20 protein-coding genes, 1 pseudogene and 1 riboswitch are annotated in these 21,812 nt (G+C 53.5%); of the genes and pseudogenes, 9 read left to right on the forward strand and 12 right to left on the reverse strand.

From position 1 onward, the window contains the following. Positions 1–1,560, reverse strand: a complete 1,560-nt coding sequence (yoaE, locus tag RTU33_RS05825; RefSeq protein WP_312625930.1) for a CNNM family cation transport protein YoaE — start codon at positions 1,558–1,560, stop codon at positions 1–3. A 454-nt stretch (positions 1,561–2,014) separates the two neighbouring features. On the opposite strand from yoaE, the gene manX reads away from it, so the two are divergent. From manX to mntP, 5 genes are all read left to right on the forward strand, one after another. Then, entirely contained in the window at positions 2,015–2,977 is a 963-nt protein-coding gene (gene manX, locus RTU33_RS05830; protein ID WP_312625931.1) for a PTS mannose transporter subunit IIAB, read from the forward strand. A 58-nt stretch (positions 2,978–3,035) separates the two neighbouring features. After that, the gene (locus tag RTU33_RS05835; RefSeq protein ID WP_312625933.1) at positions 3,036–3,833 is read left to right on the forward strand and encodes a PTS mannose/fructose/sorbose transporter subunit IIC; all 798 of its coding nucleotides are present in this window, start codon (positions 3,036–3,038) and stop codon (positions 3,831–3,833) included. 12 nt (positions 3,834–3,845) lie between these two features. Next, positions 3,846–4,697, forward strand: coding sequence for a PTS mannose transporter subunit IID (locus tag RTU33_RS05840; protein ID WP_312625935.1), 852 nt, complete (start codon positions 3,846–3,848; stop codon positions 4,695–4,697). Between the two features lie 56 nt (positions 4,698–4,753). Beyond that, positions 4,754–5,209, forward strand: a complete 456-nt coding sequence (locus RTU33_RS05845) for a DUF986 family protein (RefSeq protein ID WP_312625937.1) — start codon at positions 4,754–4,756, stop codon at positions 5,207–5,209. Positions 5,210–5,408: 199 nt separating this feature from the next. Beyond that, positions 5,409–5,604: riboswitch (yybP-ykoY riboswitch) on the forward strand. A gap of 5 nt (positions 5,605–5,609) precedes the next feature. Then, positions 5,610–6,176 (forward strand): manganese efflux pump MntP, encoded by a 567-nt coding sequence (gene mntP, locus RTU33_RS05850; RefSeq protein ID WP_312625938.1) that lies wholly within the window; start codon positions 5,610–5,612, stop codon positions 6,174–6,176. Here mntP and rlmA read toward each other — a convergent pair. The 6 genes and pseudogenes from rlmA to mgrB form a co-directional block, all read right to left on the reverse strand. Further along, the gene (gene rlmA / locus RTU33_RS05855) at positions 6,173–6,967 is read right to left on the reverse strand and encodes a 23S rRNA (guanine(745)-N(1))-methyltransferase (protein WP_312625939.1); all 795 of its coding nucleotides are present in this window, start codon (positions 6,965–6,967) and stop codon (positions 6,173–6,175) included. The genes mntP and rlmA overlap by 4 nt on opposite strands. A gap of 62 nt (positions 6,968–7,029) precedes the next feature. Continuing rightward, the gene (gene ftsI / locus RTU33_RS05860) at positions 7,030–8,763 is read right to left on the reverse strand and encodes a peptidoglycan glycosyltransferase FtsI (RefSeq protein ID WP_312625940.1); all 1,734 of its coding nucleotides are present in this window, start codon (positions 8,761–8,763) and stop codon (positions 7,030–7,032) included. A 202-nt stretch (positions 8,764–8,965) separates the two neighbouring features. Continuing rightward, on the reverse strand, positions 8,966–9,175 hold the full coding sequence (cspE, locus tag RTU33_RS05865) for a transcription antiterminator/RNA stability regulator CspE (RefSeq protein WP_001062678.1): 210 nt from the start codon (positions 9,173–9,175) through the stop codon (positions 8,966–8,968). A 12-nt stretch (positions 9,176–9,187) separates the two neighbouring features. Then, positions 9,188–9,332: pseudogene (locus RTU33_RS05870) on the reverse strand (DUF2627 domain-containing protein). A 595-nt stretch (positions 9,333–9,927) separates the two neighbouring features. After that, entirely contained in the window at positions 9,928–10,221 is a 294-nt protein-coding gene (locus RTU33_RS05875; RefSeq protein WP_312625941.1) for a YebO family protein, read from the reverse strand. 72 nt (positions 10,222–10,293) lie between these two features. After that, positions 10,294–10,440 carry a PhoP/PhoQ regulator MgrB gene (gene mgrB / locus RTU33_RS05880; protein ID WP_312625942.1) on the reverse strand — a complete coding sequence of 49 codons (147 nt, stop codon included), beginning with the start codon at positions 10,438–10,440 and terminating at the stop codon, positions 10,294–10,296. Positions 10,441–10,600: 160 nt separating this feature from the next. Between mgrB and RTU33_RS05885 the strand changes: the two genes are divergently transcribed. After that, complete coding sequence (locus tag RTU33_RS05885; RefSeq protein ID WP_312625985.1) at positions 10,601–10,840, forward strand: YobH family protein; 240 nt, start codon at positions 10,601–10,603, stop codon at positions 10,838–10,840. Between the two features lie 62 nt (positions 10,841–10,902). Here RTU33_RS05885 and kdgR read toward each other — a convergent pair whose 3' ends face one another. Continuing rightward, a complete protein-coding gene (gene kdgR / locus RTU33_RS05890; RefSeq protein ID WP_312625943.1) occupies positions 10,903–11,694 on the reverse strand; it encodes a DNA-binding transcriptional regulator KdgR in 792 nt (263 codons plus the stop codon). A gap of 177 nt (positions 11,695–11,871) precedes the next feature. On the opposite strand from kdgR, the gene RTU33_RS05895 reads away from it, so the two are divergent. Continuing rightward, positions 11,872–13,245: an MFS transporter gene (locus RTU33_RS05895; protein WP_312625944.1), complete on the forward strand. Its 1,374-nt coding sequence runs from the start codon at positions 11,872–11,874 to the stop codon at positions 13,243–13,245. A gap of 64 nt (positions 13,246–13,309) precedes the next feature. Here RTU33_RS05895 and htpX read toward each other — a convergent pair whose 3' ends face one another. The 4 genes from htpX to RTU33_RS05915 form a co-directional block, all read right to left on the reverse strand. Continuing rightward, the gene (gene htpX / locus RTU33_RS05900) at positions 13,310–14,191 is read right to left on the reverse strand and encodes a protease HtpX (protein ID WP_312625945.1); all 882 of its coding nucleotides are present in this window, start codon (positions 14,189–14,191) and stop codon (positions 13,310–13,312) included. Positions 14,192–14,382: 191 nt separating this feature from the next. Next, the gene (gene prc / locus RTU33_RS05905; RefSeq protein WP_312625947.1) at positions 14,383–16,431 is read right to left on the reverse strand and encodes a carboxy terminal-processing peptidase; all 2,049 of its coding nucleotides are present in this window, start codon (positions 16,429–16,431) and stop codon (positions 14,383–14,385) included. Positions 16,432–16,450: 19 nt separating this feature from the next. Beyond that, positions 16,451–17,137 (reverse strand): RNA chaperone ProQ, encoded by a 687-nt coding sequence (proQ, locus tag RTU33_RS05910; protein WP_312625948.1) that lies wholly within the window; start codon positions 17,135–17,137, stop codon positions 16,451–16,453. Positions 17,138–17,234: 97 nt separating this feature from the next. Further along, on the reverse strand, positions 17,235–17,732 hold the full coding sequence (locus RTU33_RS05915; RefSeq protein WP_312625949.1) for a GAF domain-containing protein: 498 nt from the start codon (positions 17,730–17,732) through the stop codon (positions 17,235–17,237). Between the two features lie 143 nt (positions 17,733–17,875). Here RTU33_RS05915 and yebS point away from each other — a divergent pair, with 143 nt between their 5' ends. Beyond that, the gene (gene yebS / locus RTU33_RS05920) at positions 17,876–19,159 is read left to right on the forward strand and encodes a membrane integrity lipid transport subunit YebS (RefSeq protein ID WP_312625950.1); all 1,284 of its coding nucleotides are present in this window, start codon (positions 17,876–17,878) and stop codon (positions 19,157–19,159) included. Beyond that, positions 19,128–21,764 (forward strand): MlaD family protein, encoded by a 2,637-nt coding sequence (locus RTU33_RS05925; protein ID WP_312625951.1) that lies wholly within the window; start codon positions 19,128–19,130, stop codon positions 21,762–21,764. The genes yebS and RTU33_RS05925 overlap by 32 nt, the downstream gene beginning before the upstream one ends. Positions 21,765–21,812: the final 48 nt, after the last annotated feature.

A 21,812-nucleotide genomic window follows, 5' to 3' on the forward strand; every position in this document is an offset into this window, starting at 1 on the left:
TTACTCTTCTTCGTCGTACAACGAAGGTTGTTTCACCACCCGAACCAGATCCACGCGGTAGTTGTTCGCTTCGACGATGGTGATGTCCAGCGGGGTCAGACTCAGCACATCGCCCACCTGGGGAATATGGCCGTTGTGGGCAATCACCCAGCCCGCCACGGTGGCAATGTCATCGTCATTGCTGAGCAGCGTGTCCAGACCCAGTGTTTGCTGTAACGCATGGAGATCCGTTCCTCCCTTCACCAGCCAGCCATCGCCGTCAGTGACGATCTCAGGCGTTTCATCGGCATCAGGGAACTCACCGGCAATGGCTTCCAGGACGTCCAGCGGCGTCACCAGCCCCTGAATCATACCGAATTCGTCGGTGACGATCACGAAGCTTCCACGGGCACGACGCAGCACGCCAAGCAGGTTAATCGGATCCAGCGTTTCCGGCACCACAATCGCAGGCGTTGCAGAGGCCATCGCGGCAACATCTTCACCCGCTTCGAGCGCTACCAGCATTTCTTTGGCGCGTACGATACCGATAATTTCATCCAGTTCACCGCGACATACCGGGAACAGACTGTGCGGAGAGGAGAGCAACTGCTGGCGAATTTCATCGTCGCTGAGACTGATGTCCACCCAGCTGATTTCACCGCGTGGCGTCATGATACTGCGCAGTGAACGGGAAGCCAGGGTCAGCACGCCGTTAATCATGTAACGTTCTTCATCGGCAAACGCCCCTTCCGGCACGGGTACCGCGACCGGGTTTTCAGCATCATGCTGCACAACGGTCTGTTTGCGGCCGCCCATCAGGCGCAGGATTGCATCTGCAGTGCGGGCACGCAGCGGCACGTTCGACTGGTGCTTAATAAAGTTGCGACGGGCAATCTGATTGAACAGCTCGATGACGATCGAGAAGCCAATCGCCGCGTACAGGTAGCCTTTCGGAATATGGAAGCCAAAACCTTCCGCAACGAGGCTCAGGCCAATCATCAGCAGGAAGCTCAGACAGAGCACTACCACCGTCGGATGCTGGTTGACGAAGTTCGTCAACGGCTTCGAGGCCAGCAGCATCACGGCCATTGCGATCACGACCGCCGCCATCATCACCGGAAGATGGTTCACCATGCCGACAGCCGTAATCACCGCGTCGAGGGAGAACACCGCATCAAGCACCACAATCTGCGCCACAACCACCCAGAAACTGGCATAGCCTTTGCCGTGGCCAGCGTCATGCTGATGGTTTTCCAGCCGTTCGTGCAGCTCCGTTGTGGCTTTGAACAGCAGGAAGATACCGCCGAACAGCATGATTAAATCACGCCCCGAGAAGGCATAGTCCCAGACGCTGAACAACGGCCGGGTCAACGTCACCATCCACGAGATAACCGACAGCAGAACCAGGCGCATGACCAGCGCCAGCGACAGGCCGATCAGGCGCGCTTTATCACGCTGCTTTGGCGGCAGCTTGTCGGCGAGAATGGCGATAAACACCAGGTTATCAATACCCAGCACAATCTCGAGGACGACCAGCGTCAGCAGGCCAGCCCAGATTGAAGGATCCATTATCAGTTCCATGAATGACTCCTGCTAAAGGCAATGCCTGTCATCGCCCTGTCAAAAACAGACGTGACTATCTCGGTGCGGTAAAAAAGGGGTGAATGCGTGGCAGCAGCGTGCCTGAAGGGAAGCTGGCGTCGGTGACGGTCCATATTGCGGGCTATGCCCTATACTCCTGAGTGTTTAAACGGAACGTAAACATATCAGACAGACCGGATAACTGGAAAAATATTTACGTCTTTTTGCATTCATCCGAAGGGTTTACGCGATGATTTTTTGCGCTCCAAAATTATCGTTTCCGGATGAGTAAATTACGGATCTTCATCACATTAATTATTTTTTCACTATCTAAAATAATTCACGGATGTAATGAGTTATTCATCTCTAACCCCTATCTGAATCGATTCGGTGAAAGCCAGCGGTTCATTAAACGGCAGTGGTTTTGTCGTAACGATAATAAAGGAGGTAGCAAGTGACGATTGCTATTGTAATAGGCACACATGGTTGGGCTGCAGAACAGCTTTTGAAAACGGCAGAAATGCTGTTGGGCGAGCAGGAAAACATCGGCTGGATCGACTTCGTTCCAGGCGAGAATGCAGAAACGCTGATCGAGAAGTACAACGCGCAGCTTGCAAAACTGGATACCAGTAAAGGCGTGCTGTTTCTCGTCGATACATGGGGTGGCAGCCCGTTCAACGCTGCAAGCCGTATTGTCGTCGATAAAGAGCATCATGAAGTTATCGCGGGCGTAAACATTCCTATGCTGGTCGAAACGTTGATGGCGCGTGACGACAACCCAAGCTTCGACGAACTGGTGGCGCTGGCGGTCGAAACCGGCCGGGAAGGCGTGAAAGCGCTGAAGGCAAAACCGGCGGTGAAAGCAGCACCTGTGGCTGCGGCCCCGAAAGCGAACGTGCCAGCTAAACCGATGGGCCCGAATGACTACATGGTCATTGGCCTTGCGCGTATCGATGACCGTCTGATTCATGGACAGGTTGCGACCCGCTGGACCAAAGAAACCAATGTGACCCGCATTATCGTTGTCAGCGATGAAGTTGCCGCCGACACAGTGCGTAAAACGCTGCTGACTCAGGTTGCGCCTCCAGGCGTGACGGCACACGTGGTTGATATCGCGAAAATGATCCGCGTATACAACAACCCGCAGTATGCCGGTGAGCGCGTGATGCTGCTGTTTACTAACCCGACTGACGTCGAACGCATCGTTGAGCAGGGTGTGAAAATCACCTCCGTCAACATCGGCGGGATGGCATTCCGCCAGGGCAAAACGCAGGTCAACAACGCCATTTCGGTTGATGAGAAAGATATCGAAGCGTTCAAGAAGCTGAATGCCCGTGGCATTGAGCTCGAAGCACGTAAAGTGTCTACCGACCAGAGACTGAAAATGATGGATTTGATTGGCAAGGTTGGCAAATAACCTGCCCTGTCGCTCGCTGAATTTTCTCACTTAAGGCTTACGTTATAGGAGAAGTACAATGGAGATTACCACTCTTCAGATTGTGCTGGTGTTCGTCGTCGCGTGTATCGCAGGTATGGAATCCGTACTCGATGAATTTCAGTTCCACCGTCCGCTGGTGGCCTGTACCCTGATTGGTGCAGTCCTAGGTGACATGAAAACCGGTATTATCATCGGTGGTACCCTGGAAATGATCGCCCTGGGCTGGATGAACATCGGTGCAGCCGTTGCGCCGGATGCAGCACTGGCGTCCATCATCTCTACCGTTCTGGTTATCGCGGGTCACCAAAGCATCGGTGCCGGTATCGCGCTGGCTATCCCACTGGCCGCAGCAGGCCAGGTTCTGACCATTATCGTGCGTACTATCACCGTTGCCTTCCAGCACGCGGCGGATAAAGCAGCAGATAACGGCAACCTCACGGCCCTTTCCTGGATCCACGTATCATCCCTGTTCCTGCAGGCGATGCGTATTGCAATCCCTGCAGTTATCGTCGCTATCTCTGTCGGTACCAGCGAAGTTCAGAGCATGCTGAATGCGATCCCTGAAGTCGTGACCGGCGGTCTGAACATCGCAGGCGGCATGATCGTGGTTGTTGGTTACGCAATGGTTATCAATATGATGCGTGCCGGCTACCTGATGCCGTTCTTCTACCTCGGCTTCGTTACCGCGGCATTCACCAACTTCAACCTGGTTGCTCTGGGTGTGATTGGTGCAGTTATGGCAATTCTGTATATCCAGCTGAGCCCGAAATACAATCGTGTTGCAGGTGGCCCGGTACAGGCTGCTAACAACGATCTCGATAACCAACTGGACTAACAGGTGAGCGAAATGGTTGATATGACAAAAACGACTCCTGAGAAAAAACTGACTCAGAGCGATATCCGTGGCGTGTTCATTCGTTCTAACCTTTTCCAGGGCTCATGGAACTTCGAACGTATGCAGGCGCTGGGCTTCTGCTTCTCCATGGTGCCGGCTATCAAACGCCTGTATCCGGAAAACAACGAAGCGCGTCGTCAGGCAATTAAGCGTCACCTGGAATTCTTTAACACCCATCCGTACGTTGCCGCGCCGGTTCTCGGCGTAACACTCGCGATGGAAGAGCAGCGTGCTAACGGCGCAGAGATTGACGATGGTGCCATAAACGGTATCAAAGTCGGTCTGATGGGTCCGCTGGCTGGCGTGGGTGACCCTATCTTCTGGGGTACCGTGCGTCCGGTCTTCGCCGCGCTCGGTGCGGGTATCGCGATGAGCGGTAGCCTGCTCGGTCCTCTGCTGTTCTTCATCCTCTTCAACGTTGTCCGTCTGGCAACCCGTTACTACGGGGTGGCTTACGGCTACCGTAAAGGTGTGGACATCGTTAAAGATATGGGCGGCGGCTTCCTGCAGAAGCTGACTGAGGGGGCGTCAATCCTCGGCCTGTTTGTCATGGGGGCCCTGGTTAACAAGTGGACGCACGTGAACATTCCGCTGGTGGTGTCGACCATCACCGGCCAGGATGGGCAAACTCGTGTGACCACCGTGCAGACTATCCTTGACCAGCTGATGCCGGGCCTGGTGCCGCTGCTGCTGACCTTCGCCTGCATGTGGCTGCTGCGTAAGAAAGTGAACCCGCTGTGGATTATCGTTGGCTTCTTCATCATCGGTATCGCGGGCTATGCTGTAGGCCTGTTGGGTCTGTAATTCTTCTGTCCATAACCGGGGCCTTTTTGGCCCCGGTTTTCATTTCTGGAGGGGTAATGACTATCACGGACTGGGTGCTTGTCCTGTTTATCGTGGCGCTGCTGGCCTGGGCCATTTACGATCAATTCATCATGCCGCGTCTGAAAGGTCCCGTTCTGCTGGCAATCCCCCTGCTCCGCCGCGGCCGCGTCGACGGGATTATTTTTGTCGGCCTGGTGGCGATTCTTATTTATCAGAACGTTAATGCCCACGGTCAATTAATAACCACATGGTTATTATGTGCGCTGGCGTTAATGGGGTTATATCTGTTCTGGATCCGCACGCCAAAAATCATTTTTAAACAGGATGGCTTTTTCTTTTCCAGCGCATGGATTGCGTGGCCACGCGTCAAAGCAATGAATTTATCTGAAGACGGTGTTCTGGTGATGCAATTAGAACAGCGTCGTTTACTGGTACGTGTAAGGAATATCGACGACCTCGACAGAATTTACAAACTTGTTTCAAATCAGTAAATTAAAATTATAGCAATGGCTATATATGCCGTTATTGTGCGCAGCGCGTATTATAGCCATGGCTATATCCCCTCCTTTTTCCACCTCATATTAATTAACGTTTTCATCACCGTTAAATTCAAATGAAAATCGTTATCACTTGACAATTTTAATAACCGTTTTTTGTTATTGTTTTATTTTCTCAAATTATGTTAAGGTTGCGCCCGTCGTTGGGGAGTAGCCGATTTCCTTTCCCGGAAATGTACGTGTCAACATACTCGTTGCAAAACGTGGCACGTACGGTTCATCACAAGATGAGCAGGCGAGACCATAGACATATCACTGCTATACGTCGGATGTGACGTATTTTTACTGGGGGCAGCGGTATGTCATATGGATATTTCCCCGGTCAGGACAAGCGATGAATCTCTCAGCCACTATCCTCTTAGCCCTCGGTATGTCGATGGACGCGTTCGCCGTCTCGATAAGCAAAGGCGCTTCACTGCACAAACCCAAATTCTCCGAAGCACTGCGTACAGGCCTGATTTTCGGCGCAGTAGAAGCCATCACGCCGCTTGTCGGCTGGGGTCTTGGCATGCTGGCCAGCCAGTTCATCCTGGAGTGGAACCACTGGATTGCCTTCGTGTTACTGGTCTTCCTCGGCGGGCGAATGCTGATTGAGGGCTGGCGCGGTAACGAAGATGAAGAAGAAAAAGCCCCAAGCCGTCACGGTTTCTGGCTACTGGTGACCACGGCCATCGCCACCAGCCTGGATGCAATGGCCGTGGGCGTCGGCCTTGCCTTCCTGCAGGTCAATATTATCTTCACCGCGCTGATGATTGGCTGTGCGACGCTTATCATGACGACCATCGGCATGATGGTCGGCCGTTTTATCGGCCCGCTACTGGGTAAACGCGCCGAAATTCTCGGTGGTCTGGTACTGATTGGGATTGGCGTGCAGATCCTCTGGAGCCACTTCTACGGTTAGTCCTTTCTCTGCCAGACCTGAATAAGAAAATCGGTCTGGCAGTCAAACGCCTCAAGCCCTGCCAGCTTTTCCCACACTTCTGGTTTTGCTCGCCATGCAAAAGGCGTCATCTGCAATAGTGCCACCGCCTCGCTGCCCGTTAATCGCATCGGATACGCCACCTGGTGCTGTGCGACTTTTTCAAACCCGGGCAACGTTTCGCTGTTCTCCTCATGCAGGCGGATTTCATCATAAATCAGTCCTTTCAGCTCCATCAGATGGCGCGGCCCAGGCGTTGCGGTGATGACCACTCCGCCCGTTTTGACAACGCGCTCAAGCTCCTGCGGGTTGCAAGGGGCGTAAATTCGCACCACGGCATCAATGCAGGCGTCGCTGAAAGGTAGGCGCTGGCTTGAGGCCACGCAAAAATCGACCTGCGGATAACGTTTCGCGCCATAGCGCACGGCGACCTTCGACACATCCAGCCCCCACGTTTGTTTGGCAATAGCCGCGAAAGCGTGAGTGTAATAGCCTTCCCCGCAGCCAATATCCAGCACCGATTCAGGCTCAGCCTCTCTGAGTATTTCGCAGATGGCTTCCCGCAGCGGCAGATAATGACCGGCGTCGAGAAACGCACGGCGCGCCTGCATCATCTCTGCGCTGTCACCCGGATCGCGCGACCGCTTATGCTGCACAGGCAACAGATTAATGTACCCTTCTTTCGCCAGATCAAACTGATGACGCTGAGGGCAAATATAGCTGTTGTTATGGCGAGCAAGGGGCGCGTGACAGAGAGGACAACTCCAGGACATGATGACTCCGGTCTGATTGAAAGGGCGAAAGTGTAACGCTATTCGCCCTTCAGGTGAATGAATTACAGCGCTGGAGCGAGCGAGTCGTTATGGTGCATGACGATTAAGTTGTCAGAGCCCGGAGCAATGCCGTCCGGCATAACATTTTCCAGGCGCAGAACATCCCCCATGATCTGGCTGAATACCGGAGCAGATACAGCCCCACCGTAATACTTACCGTTTTCAGGATCGTTAATCACCACGACCAGCGCATATTTCGGGTTACTGGCCGGTGCCACACCTGCCGTATAGGCGATGTATTTATCGATATATTTGCCATCAGGGCCAATTTTTTTCGCTGTTCCGGTTTTCACGGCGACGCGATAGTCATGAACCGCCGCCTTGGTACCGCCGCCGCCCGGAAGTGCAACACTTTCCATCATGTGTTCAACTTCATGCACGATTTCGTCCGACATCACGCGATGCCCCAACACTGGCGGGTCGATACGGGTAATCGACAGCGGGCGAGAAATGCCGAAGCCGCCAATCGTCGCGTATACGTGTGCCAGTTGGAGTGGCGTGACCATTAAACCATAGCCGAAAGAGAACGTAGCGCGGTCAAGCTGCCCCCAGTACCGGCGCTGCGGCAACAGCCCCTGGCTTTCGCCGGTCAATCCTAACCCCGTTGGTTGCCCAAACCCAAAGCCCTGATACGTGTCCAGCAGGCGCTGAATCGGCATGGCCAGCGACAAATGCGACACGCCGGTATCGCTCGATTTTTGCAGGATCCCCGTCAGGCTCAGTTCAGGGTAGAAACCGACGTCGCGAATGCGATGACCATCGAGAGTATAAGGATGCGTATCGACCACGCTGTCCGGCTGAACGATGCCCTGCTGAAGTGCCGTCATGATCACCAGAGGTTTCACCGTTGAGCCCGGTTCGAACGTATCGCTGATGGCACGATTGCGGAAATCGTCCAGCGTGGCTTTCTCCCGGTTATTCGGGTTGAAGTCGGGATAGCTCGCCATGGAGAGAATTTCGCCCGTATCAATTTTAATCAGCACCGACGCGCCGGATTCCGCTTTATTCCAGCGCACCGCATTATCGAGCGCATCTTCCGTGACCGTTTGCAGACGTTCATCGATACTGAGCTGAAGATTATGCGCGGGGACAGCGGCCTGCTCAGTAAGATTCTCAATCACGCTTCCGTGGCGATCTTTTCGCACCAGCCGAAGCCCGGGCTTGCCCTGGAGCTGGGTATTGAAGCTTTTCTCGACCCCTTCTATGCCCTGATCGTCGATGTTGGTAAAGCCAATCAGGTTTGCCGCCACATGTCCGGCGGGATAGAAGCGACGGGATTCATCGCGCAGATTAATGCCCGGCAAATGCAGCTTATCGATCCAGTCCGCCTGCTGCGGATCGACCTGGCGGGCGAGATACAGGAACCGGGAATGCGGGTGTTGCGAAATGCGGGTCGTCAGATCGGCAAGCGAGGTGTGCAGCGCGGTGGCAAGAGCCTGCCAGCGGTCGTCGTAGCCGACGCCACCTTTTGACAGAAGCGTTTGGGGATCTACCCATATCGCGCTGACGGGTACGCTGACGGCTAAAGGTCGCCCTTCCCGATCGGTAATCATTCCGCGCGGTACTTCAATCGGCTCCTCACGAAGTGAACGCATATCCTCCTGCTTCACCAGGTTATCGGGGGAGATAATTTGCAGCCAGCCCACACGGGCCAACAGCAGCCCCAGACAACAACAAATACCTAAGCACACCAGTCCAAAACGGACGGGGGTGAAATGACGGCGATGGTTTTGCACTCCGGCTCCAGATTTTGAATTACAACCTGATGATTTAACGCGAAAAGAGACCGGGATAACCGCGAAACAATGCTAATAATGATGTGGTTTTGCAACCAGGTGCGACCAGGAAGGGATACGGAAACATTTTGTTATAAACGTAAAAAGCCCCGCAGATGCGAGGCTTTATGGCTGATGTCAAATGAGATCAGTGGATTCGTAATCAGATAGCAGTAACGTTAACCGCTGCAGGGCCTTTCTGGCCATCCTGAATTTCGAACTCAACGTTCTGGCCTTCAGCCAGAGTTTTGAAGCCATTACCCTGGATTGCAGAGAAGTGTACGAACACATCTTTGCTGCCGTCAGCAGGAGTAATGAAACCAAAACCTTTAGACTCGTTGAACCACTTAACTTGACCTTTAATCTTTGCCATTTGCAAAATTCCTTAGAGTGTTTTCTTCGCCCGTGGGCACTTACAGAGATAAAACTGAGACATTACTGCATGAGGCACTAATATAAGGTTCGGCAGAGAAGCGGTATTCAACGACAACGTGTTTACTCAGGACTTCTTTACTGAAAATGCCACACATAGACAGAACTGTACCTCGTTTAACCCAAAACGTGTTATCACATACAACGTTAATAATGGCAAGCCATTTTTAAACATGTCTCGATCGGTCGCACAGATCGCCGAACGGAGTGTCGATCGCCTGCACAATTATGCGAACGTTCAGGCCCCGCCTGCCTGCTAATGCCCAGAGTAAATACCACGCAGGCTGGTTACTTTTGCGACTTTTTTACGATAGCTCAACGGCTTCGCTTCCGCCAGATTACAGGCGCTTAAACGCAAGATTTTTCTAAACTCAGGCTTTTTGTGCATAACTATGCTTCATCTGAAGAACCAATAGCTTATAAATGGCAGTCTGGTCGTGAATATTAAATATAAATGACGCTGCACCAGAATAATGAAAATCTGCTGGTGCTGCCTCATCATGAGGCAATAAAAACGTTTCGCTGATTTACCGGAAGAGATTGTCAGATGATTCTTTAAAGAATTAAATTTTTTTGACAACTTTCGGGAGCAAATAGCAAGGAAAGTGTGAGATGAGTTTGTGCTAGCTCATAATAAACGGTTATAGCAGATGAGTATCCCGGCAGTAACCTGCGCTGCCGCCGGGAAGACGATCAGCGCTCCGCCACCAGACGGATAAAATCATCATCCTCGTCCTGCGCCTTATCCTGTTCCACCGCTTTCACCGGCTCTTCTTTATCCGGTTCATTTGCTTCACAAAGACGACGCAGTAAGGCGTTTTGACGTTTCTGCTGATCCAGCAGAGCTTCCAGAAGTTCAATCTGCTCGTTCGTTCGCGAGCTCGCCCGGTTAACAAAAAACCATAGCACCAGGCCAACAACCAGCACCAGCAGAGAGACCGCCAGGGAGGCCAGATTCAACATTCCGGCATTCATTAGATCAACCATTTCACCACCTCAAATTGGAGCCATCATTCTATCACTCGGCCTGAGGAAGGAAATGTCCTGTAAGAAAAAAGCTTACCATGGAATGAATTTATTGATGGTGCAGATACCGCTGAAAAACTGGACATCCTGATCGCAAAGCACGTTGATCGTCTGAGTCCACAGCAAAAGACAAACAACCAGAACAACAACAATCAGAACAGCCCACCTTAATTTTTTCACTCCACGCTCCGCTTTACCTGTTTGTGAACAGATTAGCACGCTAACCTTAAACGGCGGCTAACTGTAAAGGAGTCAGTTCATTTTCGGAATCATCGACTTGTTTCAGAGCGTGAACAAACTAACCTAATGCCCATAAACAGCACTAATACTGAGGCTAATGATGCGCTTTACTCTTCGTACAATTATTGTACTGGCAATACTCTGGATCGGCTTACTGTTAACTGGCTACGGCATATTGATTGGCAGCAATGAAAATGTGGGCGGTCTGGGTCTGCAATGTAAATACCTGACGGCTCGCGGCACCAGCACTGCGCAGTATGTTCATAGCGACAGCGGTATCATCGGCCTGACCGATTGCCCATTACTGCGCAAGAGCAAAGTTGTGGTAGATAACGGTTAATCGTCATCGCTATCCCTAAAAAAACGCCGCTCACTGCGGCGTTTTTGCATTCTGCCTGCGAATCAGAACGGGTAGTGGTTATATCCCATTTGTTCAGAAATTTTACGCGCCGCCGTGTGCAGCATGCCGACATATTCGTGCAGTCGTTCTTCGGAGAAGCGCAGCGTCGGGAATGAAATACTCAACCCGGCAATCACCACGCCAAAACGGTCAAAGACCGGCACCCCAATGCAGCGCAGCCCTTCTTCCTGCTCTTCGTTATCTTCACCGTATCCCTGCTCGCGAACTTTATCCAGCAGCGGAAGCAGCTCTTCAGTGTTGGCAATGGTGCGCTCAGTGCTGCGCTTGTACTCAACATGTTCAAGAATTTGCTTCACTTCTTCGCGGTCACGCCAGGCCAACAGCACTTTGCCGATAGCCGTGCTGTAAAGCGGGTTACGACGACCAATGCGCGAATACATACGCAGGTTGTACATTGAGTCGATCTTATGGATATAGACAATGCTGTCTTCATCCAGCGCGCCCAAATGGATCGTCTCTTTAGTCAGGCGTGAGAGCTCACGCATCTGAATATCCGCACTGCGGATCAGGTCGACGTTTTGCAGTGAACGAGCACCCAGCTCAAACAGCTTAAGCGTCAGGGAGTATTTTTCAGACTCGCCTTCCTGCGCCACGTAACCCAAAGACTTCATGGTCTGCAAAAAGCGATAAACCGTACTTTTCGACATCATCACGCGCTGCGATAACTCAGTAATCCCTATCTCACGCTCTTCACCAAGCGCCTGCAGAATGCCAAAAACCTTCAATACAGAAGAGACAGAATCTGGCTGTTTATCCAAATCTGCAACTGCCATTAATCACCTCACCGTGACTGTTTTATAAAAATCAGAACTGGTTTTTATTATAATTTCACGCCCCTTCCACCGCAATCACTCTTCTGTCACTTCGTTACAAATCTGCGACATACTGCCGAATAATCAATGCTAAAATCATTACCTGCATAATGATTTCATCGAAGATGTATTTTTCACATGGATAAAACAGCCCCTGATGGCCTGCCGTTGCCGCAACGTTATGGTGCCATTCTGACGATCGTGCTCGGTATTTCGATGGCGGTTCTCGATGGCGCTATCGCCAACGTTGCGCTTCCCACGATCGCCAGCGATTTACACGCGTCTCCTGCAGCGTCAATCTGGATTGTGAACGCCTATCAGATAGCGATTGTTATATCGCTTCTGAGTCTCGCTTTTCTCGGCGATATGTTTGGCTACCGGCGCATCTATAAATATGGCCTGGTGGTGTTTACCTGTACCTCGCTTGTTTGTGCTTTGTCGCATTCGCTTGAAATGCTGACCCTGGCTCGAGTCGCGCAGGGTTTCGGCGGTGCTGCGCTGATGAGCGTGAATACCGCGCTAATACGCCTGATTTATCCGCAGCGCTTTCTGGGCCGCGGGATGGGCATCAACTCATTTATCGTTGCCGTCTCCTCAGCGGCAGGGCCGACTATCGCCGCTGCGATCCTCTCTGTGGCATCGTGGCAGTGGCTGTTTCTGATTAACGTGCCGCTGGGGATCGTCTCGTTTATTCTGGCGGTACGTTTTTTGCCCGCCAACCCGGCCCGCAGCCAGGCCTCACGTTTTGATCTGCCCAGCGCCATTATGAACGCCCTGACATTCGGGCTGCTCATCTCTGCGCTGAGCGGATTTGCTCAAGGTCAGTCAAAAGCGCTGGTTCTGGGCGAACTGGCCGTGATGCTGATTGTCGGATTCTTCTTCGTTCGCCGCCAGCTACGGCTCCCCGTTCCACTGTTGCCGGTAGATCTGTTGCGCATCCCGCTTTTCTCGCTTTCAATTTGTACCTCAATCTGCTCTTTCTGTGCACAAATGCTGGCGCTGGTTTCTTTGCCCTTCTTCCTGCAATCCGTGATGGGACGAAGCGAAGTCGAAACCGGCCTGCTGCTGACGCCATGGCCGCTCGCGACGATGGTGATGGCTCCGCTTGCCGGGTATCTCATCGAAAAAGTGCACGCGGGCCTGCTCGGCGCATTGGGACTGGCGGTGATGGCGAGCGGTTTGTTTGCCCTGGCGCTTCTGCCCGCTTCGCCGCACGATGTGGATATCATCTGGCGCATGATGCTCTGTGGCGCAGGCTTTGGTCTGTTCCAGTCGCCGAACAATCACACGATTGTCTCCGCCGCGCCGCGCCATCGCAGCGGCGGTGCCAGCGGTATGCTCGGTACAGCGAGATTGTTAGGACAGAGTACCGGCGCAGCGCTGGTGGCGCTGATGTTCAACCTGTTTGGTACTCATGGTACACACACATCGCTTTTGCTCGCGGGAACGCTTGCGGTTGTCGCGGCAATTGTCAGCGGGCTGCGCGTCACTCAACCCCGCGTATCTGCCTGAATAAAAACGTAAAAAAAGCGCCTCAATTGAGGCGCTTTGCTTTAGTGTCGTGCTGTGAATTCGGTTATTTCAGGTATTCGCCGCTGCGCAGTGCTTCGATACGTTTATCCAGCGGCGGGTGCGTCATAAACAGTTCGCTCATGGACTTCGCTTTACCATTGATGCAAAACGCCATCATGCTGCTGGCTTCCTGCGGTTCATAGCTGGTTTTCAGACGCTGCAGGGCAGCAATCATTTTCTCACGGCCTACCAGCTTAGCCGAGCCTGCATCCGCATGGAACTCACGATGACGGGAGAACCACATGGTGATGATGCTGGCCAGGATACCGAACACCAGTTCCAGAACCGTGGCGACCGCGAAATAAATCAGCGGGTTACCATTGCTGCTCTCCCCATCATCGCGGTTTCCGCCAAGGAAACCTGCGGCAATCTGGGCGATAACGCGGGAAATGAAAATCACAAAGGTGTTCACGACGCCCTGGATCAGGGTCATCGTCACCATGTCACCGTTGGCGATGTGGCTGATTTCGTGTGCGATAACCGCTTCGGCTTCGTCACGGCTCATGTTTTGCAGCAGGCCAGTGCTGACCGCAACCAGCGATGCATCACGGCGTGCGCCGGTTGCAAAAGCGTTGATATCCGGCGCGTGATATACCGCAACCTGCGGCATGGCAATCCCCGCCTGGCGGGCCTGCTGTGCGACGGTATTCATTAACCAGCGCTCAGTTTCGTTGCGTGGCTGTTCGATAACTTCGCCGCCGACCGATTTCAGCGCCATCCATTTCGACATCATCAGCGACACAATCGAGCCGCCAAAACCGAAAAGCAGCGCCATAATCAGCAGCCCCGTCATGCTGCTTGACTGAATTCCTGTCAGGCTTAGCACCAGCCCGAAGACGACCATAACCGCCAGGTTAGTCATCAGGAAAAGCGCGATTCGCATCATAATATTCTTTAACCTCGTTGTAACAAAACGCACTATGCGAGTACCCATATCGTATGGGTCTTACGAGGATTTTCAACTATCAGAGGGCGCTAAGTCACGAGAAAGACACAACTTTACATTATGTTGCAACTCGCTGACGCGTTTAAAAGGCAGATAAAAAAACAGGCACAATTTCTTGTGCCTGTAGGAGGTTATTTACTTGCGGGAGGGGTTACCGCTGGACTCTCTTTTTCCATACCGGCGAGGTCATCGGCAATATGAACGGTTTCATCCAGATACGGATCCGGCTCCTGATAATCCTTCGGCAGATCGTCGAGTTTTTTCAGCAGCGGCTTACCTTCACGCTTGTAGCGATCGTTGATGCGCGCCAGGCGAGTTGCGTCATCTTCCTCATTCTCTTTCTCACGCTGAGCGTAATTCAGTGAGGCGATATTGCGACGCGCTTTGAGCGCGTTAAAGCGTGCAATATCTTTGATGATGTACTGGAACTCCGGATCTTTGGCGATACGATCGTTATGCAGCTTCAGCAGTTCCGGACCAAACGGCGTCATATCACCCGTTTTGACGTAGGTTGCAGCATTGATGCTGTCCCACGGCAGAGCGTTATCTTCGAACTTCTCGCCGGTTTCCGTCTCTTCGCTGCCTGTCGGCATCATGATATCCGGCGTAACACCTTTACGCTGCGTACTGCCGCCGTTGATACGGTAGAACTTCTGGATGGTGTACTGTACGGAACCCAACGCCGGCCACTCAGGGCGCAGCATCTGATCGTAGATACGGTTAAGCGAGCGATACTGCTGCACGGTGCCTTTCCCGAAGGTTGGTTCACCGACGATCAGCGCACGGCCGTAGTCCTGCATTGCCGCAGCAAAGATTTCTGATGCCGAGGCGCTGAAGCGGTCAACAAGCACCACCAGCGGGCCTTTGTAATACACCACGCCATCGGTATCGCTGTCTTCACGCACTTTACCGTTGTTATCACGCACCTGCACTACGGGACCAGATGGAATGAACAGGCCGGAAAGCGAAACGGCTTCCGTCAGTGCACCACCGCCGTTGCTGCGCAGATCGATAACAATGCTGCTTACGTTCTGTTTTTCCAGCTTCTGAAGCTGAACTTTCACGTCGTCCGTCAGGCCCACGTAAAAGCCGGGAATATCCAGCACGCCAACTTTGTCTTTGCCGACGTTTTTCACCGACATCTTCACGGCGCGGTCTTCAAGACGAATACGTTCGCGCGTCAGCGTCACGATACGGGTTTTGGTTCCTTTGCCAGCAGGCAGCACTTCCAGACGCACCTTGCTGCCTTTAGGACCTTTGATCAACGCAACCACGTCGTCCAGGCGCCAGCCGATCACATCAACCATCGCTTTGCCGGTCTGGCCGACGCCAACGATACGATCGCCAACGCTTATCGCTTTGCTCTTCGCCGCAGGGCCGCCTGCCACCATGGAGTTAATGACCGTATAGTCATCATCCATTTGCAGTACCGCACCGATACCTTCCAGAGACAGGCTCATTTCGGTATTGAACTGTTCGGTATTGCGCGGGGAGAGATAGTTGGTGTGCGGGTCGATTTCGTGGGCAAATGCCGTCATTGCCAGGGAGAACACGTCTTCGCTGTTGGTCTGCGCCAGACGACGAATCGCGAACTTGTAGCGGCGAGTCAGCGTGTCACGGATCTCTTTTTCATCTTTTCCGGCAAGCTTGAGGCTCAGCTCGTCATATTTGACTTTACCGTCCCACAGCGCATTTAACTCTGCCTCGTCCTTCGGCCACGGCGCTTTGCTGCGGTCAAGGTTGTAGGTGTCATTGCCGGTGAAGTCCATCGGGCGCTCAAGCACCTTAAGCGCATACTGATAGCGCTCAAAACGGCGTTTTTGCGACAGATTGTAGAGATCGTAAAAAACGTCCAGTTTGCCGCTGCGCAGTTCGTCACCGACCTGCGATTTACGCGATTCAAACTGCGCGATGTCGCTGGCCAGCAGCACATTGTGGCTGTAGTCCAGCAGATTGAGATAGCGGTCGAAAATCTTCGCCGAGAACGCATTGTCGAGATCGAACTGGCGATAATGAGAACGGGTAAAGCGAGACGTTACACGCTCGCTGACCGTTGCATGCTGAGGCTCTTCCTTAAGAACTGGAATCTGGTCAGCACGAGTGATGTCGTCCACGGCGAACGACTGGCCTGCCAGTAACAGCATGCCAGCGAGCGCAGTGACCTTAAAAAAGTTGTTCATGCCAGGCCCGGCCTCCGTTTCAGAACACCAGATGTTCCGCGCGTACAATCATTGACAGACCAGAAGTCAGCTGTACACGAACGCCATCTTTGGTGATTTCCAGTACAGTGGCATCCATTGCGTTGTTGCCCGCTTTCACCTTCAGAGACTGGCCAACGTTCAGCTCGGAAATGTTTGAAACCGGCGTCAGACGCTCTTCACGTACTGGACGTGATGCTTTTGCCGCTGCTGGTTTAGCCGTGTTACGCGGCTTCGCGTTTTCTTTACGAGGTGCAGATGGACGTGGTTTACGCTCACGACGTGGTGCATCTACCGGCTCGCCTGCCGCAATGGCAGCTTCGCGTTTTTTAGCCAGCTGTTCTGCACGCTGTGCCTGAACGCGAGCCTTCGCTTCTTCAAGCTGCTGGCGTGCATGGGTCACATGCTGTTCGTCCAGCTCGCCGCACGGATTACCGTCGAGATCGACACGGGTCGCGCCCGCTTTAATACCGTACAGATAGCGCCAGCTGGAAGTATAAAGACGTAAGGCGGAACGAAGCTGGGTTTTGCTGAGGTTCATTTCCCCCTCAACGCGCGTCACCAGATCCTGAAAAATACCAATCTTCAGTGGGCGCGCCTCGCCTTCAGCGCTAAAACACTGAGGGAATCGTTCGGCCAGAAATGCGATAACTTCTTTACTGCTATTCAACTTAGGTTGATTTTCCATGAAATTTCCTGATTACAACGGACGTAGCCAACATACCGCAGGCATGAACAGGCGTCATTATAATGACGCCATCGGTAATTGCTACGTTATCCGTTGATTATCCTGCGACAGGCTGAAAGAATTTGTGATAATCGGTACCCGCAAGCAGCTGCTCAAGCTGGCTGACCAGCGTTTGCAGACCCTGCTCATCTTCAGGCGTGAAGCGGGCATGCTCGGGGCTGTCGATATCCAGCACGCCGATGATTTGGCCATTCACGGTCAGCGGGAAGACAATTTCTGAATTGCTGGCCGCATCACAGGCAATATGACCATCAAAGGCGTGAACATCTTCCACGCGCTGCACCCGATTTTGCGACACGGCAGTGCCACAAACCCCGCGCCCGACAGGAATACGAACGCAGGCGATTTTTCCCTGGAACGGTGCCAGTACCAAAGTGTCACCTTCAAGGAGATAAAAGCCGGCCCAGTTAACGTCTGCCAGCCGTTCAAAAAGCAGCGCACTGGTGTTGGAGAGTGTGGCTAAAAAACTGGGTTCACCTGCCATTAATGCCTGAAAATCGCGGTTAAGGTCCGCGTAAAACTCTGATTTGTTCATTATTCAATCGCTTATTGTCTTACTTCGAAGCCGGTCATCGCCGACGCATAACCTGTTAAAATAAACATTAAATGCGTTCGGGCTCAAGATGTATCGGTTCATAGGTTAAGATAGAGTTATACATTCATTTCTAAAGCGAATAAATGGCACTACGAGCTTCTCAAATAACGCCTGGCAAAAAAATCAGTATTCATGCGATAGGTAGTCCGTTATCACCCGCGGAGTACCATCGCTGCCCGCAGTGCGACATTCTGTTCAGCTTGCCCGTGGTAAAGGCCTCCCAGAGCGCTTATTGTCCTCGCTGTGACGCAAAAATTCGCGACGGGCGCGACTGGTCATTAACGCGTCTGGCCGCCATGGCAATTACGATGATGCTGCTGATGCCCTTTGCCTGGAGTGAGCCGCTGCTACGTCTGCACCTGCTCGGCATTCGCATTGACGCTAATCTGCTGCAGGGTATCTGGCAGATGACCGATCAGGGCGATCCCATCCCCGCAGCGATGGTGCTTTTTTGCAGCGTGGCTGCACCGCTGGTTCTGGTGGTTGCCATCGCCTGGCTGTGGCTCGGAAATATTCTTGGCATGAATCTTCGCCCGGTATTGCTGATGCTGGAGAGGCTTAAAGAGTGGGTCATGCTCGACATCTATCTGGTTGGCGTCGGCGTGGCATCAATAAAGGTGCAGGACTACGCCTTTCTTCAGCCTGGCGTGGGTCTGATCGCCTTTGTCTCCCTCGTGCTGCTGAGCATCCTGACGCTGATTCATCTGAACGTGGAACAACTCTGGGACCGTTTCTACCCACAGCGCCCGGCCCAGCGGCCCGATCCAGGCCTGCAGGTGTGTCTCGGCTGCCATCACACTGGCTTCTCTGATTCACGCGGTCGCTGCCGCCGTTGTCACGTGCCGCTGCGCCACCGTCGCCCTTACAGCCTGCAAAAATGCTGGGCGGCGCTGATTGCCTCGCTGATCTTCCTGTTCCCGGCGAACCTGCTGCCTATCTCGATTATTTATGTCAACGGCGCTCGTCAGGAAGACACCATTCTTTCCGGCATTATGTCGCTTGGTAACAGTAATATTCCGGTGGCGGCCGTTGTATTTATCGCCAGTATTTTGGTGCCGTTTACGAAAGTGCTGGTGCTGCTGACGCTGCTGGTATCCATTCACTTTAAGTGTGAACAGGGCCTCAGAACCCGCATTCTGCTGCTGCGTTTCGTGACCTGGATCGGCCGCTGGTCGATGCTGGATCTGTTCGTGATTTCGCTGATGACGTCGCTTATCAACCGCGACCAGCTGCTGGCTTTTACTATGGGACCCGCTGCGTTTTATTTCGGCGCTGCGGTAATATTGACTATTCTTGCTGTTGAATGGCTGGACAGCCGCTTACTTTGGGATGCACATGAGTCAGGAAACGCCCGCTTCACCGACTGAAGCGAGAATTAAAACCAAACGCCGTATCTCTCCTTTCTGGCTCCTGCCGGTCATCGCATTGCTGATAGCTGGCTGGCTTATCTGGAGCAGCTTTGAAGATCGCGGCACCACCATTACCATCGACTTCATCTCGGCGGACGGCATCGTCCCTGGGCGTACGCCCGTACGCTACCAGGGCGTGGAAGTGGGCACGGTGGAATCCATTAATCTTGCCAAAGATCTCAACCATATTGAGGTCAAGGCCAGCATTAAAGGCGACATGAAAGACGCACTGCGCGAAGAAACGCAGTTCTGGCTCGTTACGCCGAAGGCCTCTCTGGCCGGGGTTTCTGGCCTTGATGCGCTGGTCGGCGGCAACTACATCGGCATGATGCCAGGTAAAGGTGAAGCCAAAGATCATTTCACCGCGCTGGATACACAGCCGAAATATCGCCTGAACAACGGCGAGCTGATGATCCACCTTCACGCTCCGGATTTAGGCTCACTCAACAGCGGGTCGCTGGTCTACTTCCGCAAAATTCCCGTTGGGCGCGTCTACGATTACGCCATTAACGCCAATAAGCAGGGCGTGACCATTGATATTCTCATCGACAGGCGTTTCACCAACCTGGTGAAAAAAGGCAGCCGCTTCTGGAACGTATCGGGAATCAAAGCGGATGTCGGACTGAGCGGCGCCAAAGTTCAGCTTGAGAGCCTTGCCGCGCTGGTTAACGGCGCAATTGCCTTCGATTCGCCGGACAACTCGGCAGTGGCGACCCAGAACGACGAATTTGGCCTGTACGAAGACCTGGCACACAGCCAGCGCGGCGTCATCGTCAAACTGGATCTGCCAGATGGCAACGGCCTGAAAGCAGGCTCAACGGCGCTGATGTATCAGGGTCTGGAAGTCGGTCAGCTTACCAAACTGGATCTCAATCCAGGCGGCGCCGTAAGCGGAGAGATGACGGTTGACCCGAGCGTCGTCAATTTGCTGCGCGAGAAAACCCGCATCGAACTGCGCAATCCTAAGCTCTCGCTCGATAACACCAACCTCAGTTCCCTGCTGACCGGGAGCACCTTTGAGCTGGTACCAGGTGAAGGCGAGCCGCGCGATCGTTTCGTCGTCGTCCCTGCCGACAAAACCCTGCTGCAGGAGCCCGGCGTTGCCACGCTGACGCTGAATGCTCCGGACTCCTACGGCATCGATGCGGGCCAGCCGATTATCCTCCACGGTATTAAGATTGGTCAGGTACTGGAGAGAACGCTGACGGGCAAAGGCGTGTCGCTTTCTGTTGCTATCGACCCACAATACCGTGACCTCGTTCACGGTGATACGAAGTTCGTGGTGAACAGCCGTGTTGACGTCAAAGTGGGCCTCGACGGCGTTGAATTCCTCGGAGCCAGCGCCACCGAGTGGCTGAGCGGTGGGATCCGCATTCTGCCCGGTGAGAAAGGCCCGATGAAGCAGGAATACCCGCTGTATGCCAATCTGGAGAAAGCGCTGGAAAACAGCCTCGGAGATTTGCCCACAACGACGCTGACGCTGACGGCGGACACGCTCCCGGACGTACAGGCGGGTTCCGTGGTGCTGTATCGCAAGTTTGAAGTAGGTGAAGTGATCACCGTGCGTCCACGCGCAAATGCGTTTGATATCGATCTGCATATTAAACCGGAGTATCGCCAGCTGCTGACGCCAAACAGCGTGTTCTGGGCTGAGGGCGGCGCGAAAGTGCAGCTCAACGGCAGTGGCTTAACGGTACAGGCCTCCCCGCTCTCCCGGGCGCTGCGCGGGGCGATTAGCTTTGATAATCTGAGCGGTGCCGGGGCCGGGGCGCGTAAAGGCGACAAACGCATTCTCTACTCTTCCGAGACGGCTGCGCGCGCCGTGGGCGGGCAAATCACGCTACATGCTTTTGACGCCGGGAAGCTGTCGGCAGGCATGCCAATTCGTTATCTGGGCATTGATATTGGTCAGATCCAGACGCTGGAGCTGATCACTGCCCGCAACGAAGTTCAGGCAAAAGCCGTGCTCTATCCGGAATACGTCAACACCTTTGCCCGGGGCGGGACCCGTTTCTCGGTCGTCACCCCGCAGATTTCAGCCGCAGGCGTGGAACACCTGGACACCATTTTGCAACCGTATATCAACGTCGAACCGGGTCGTGGTGGCAACCCACGCCGTGATTTTGAATTACAGGAAGCCACGATTACCGATTCCCGCTACCTCGACGGCCTGAGCATCATCGTCGAAGCGCCGGAAGCCGGATCGCTCAGCATCGGTACACCGGTGCTGTTCCGCGGCATTGAGGTCGGTACCGTCACCGGGCTGCAGCTGGGTTCTCTCTCCGACCGCGTGATGGTTGCGCTGCGTATCAGCCAGCGCTATCAGCATCTGGTGCGTAATAATTCGGTCTTCTGGCTGGCTTCAGGCTACAACCTCGATTTCGGCATCATCGGCGGCGTAGTGAAAACCGGGACATTTAACCAGTTCATTCGCGGCGGTATTGCCTTCGCGACGCCTCCGGGCACGCCGCTCGCGCCGAAGGCGCAGGATAACAAGCATTTCCTGTTACAGGATTCTGAACCGAAAGAGTGGCGCGACTGGGGCACGGCCCTGCCGCGATAACCCTCAGCGACGCTGGCTGTAAGAAGCTGGCGTCGCTGTGGTAAACTG

This window comes from Scandinavium sp. (assembly GCF_032012665.1).
Classification (GTDB): domain Bacteria; phylum Pseudomonadota; class Gammaproteobacteria; order Enterobacterales; family Enterobacteriaceae; genus Scandinavium.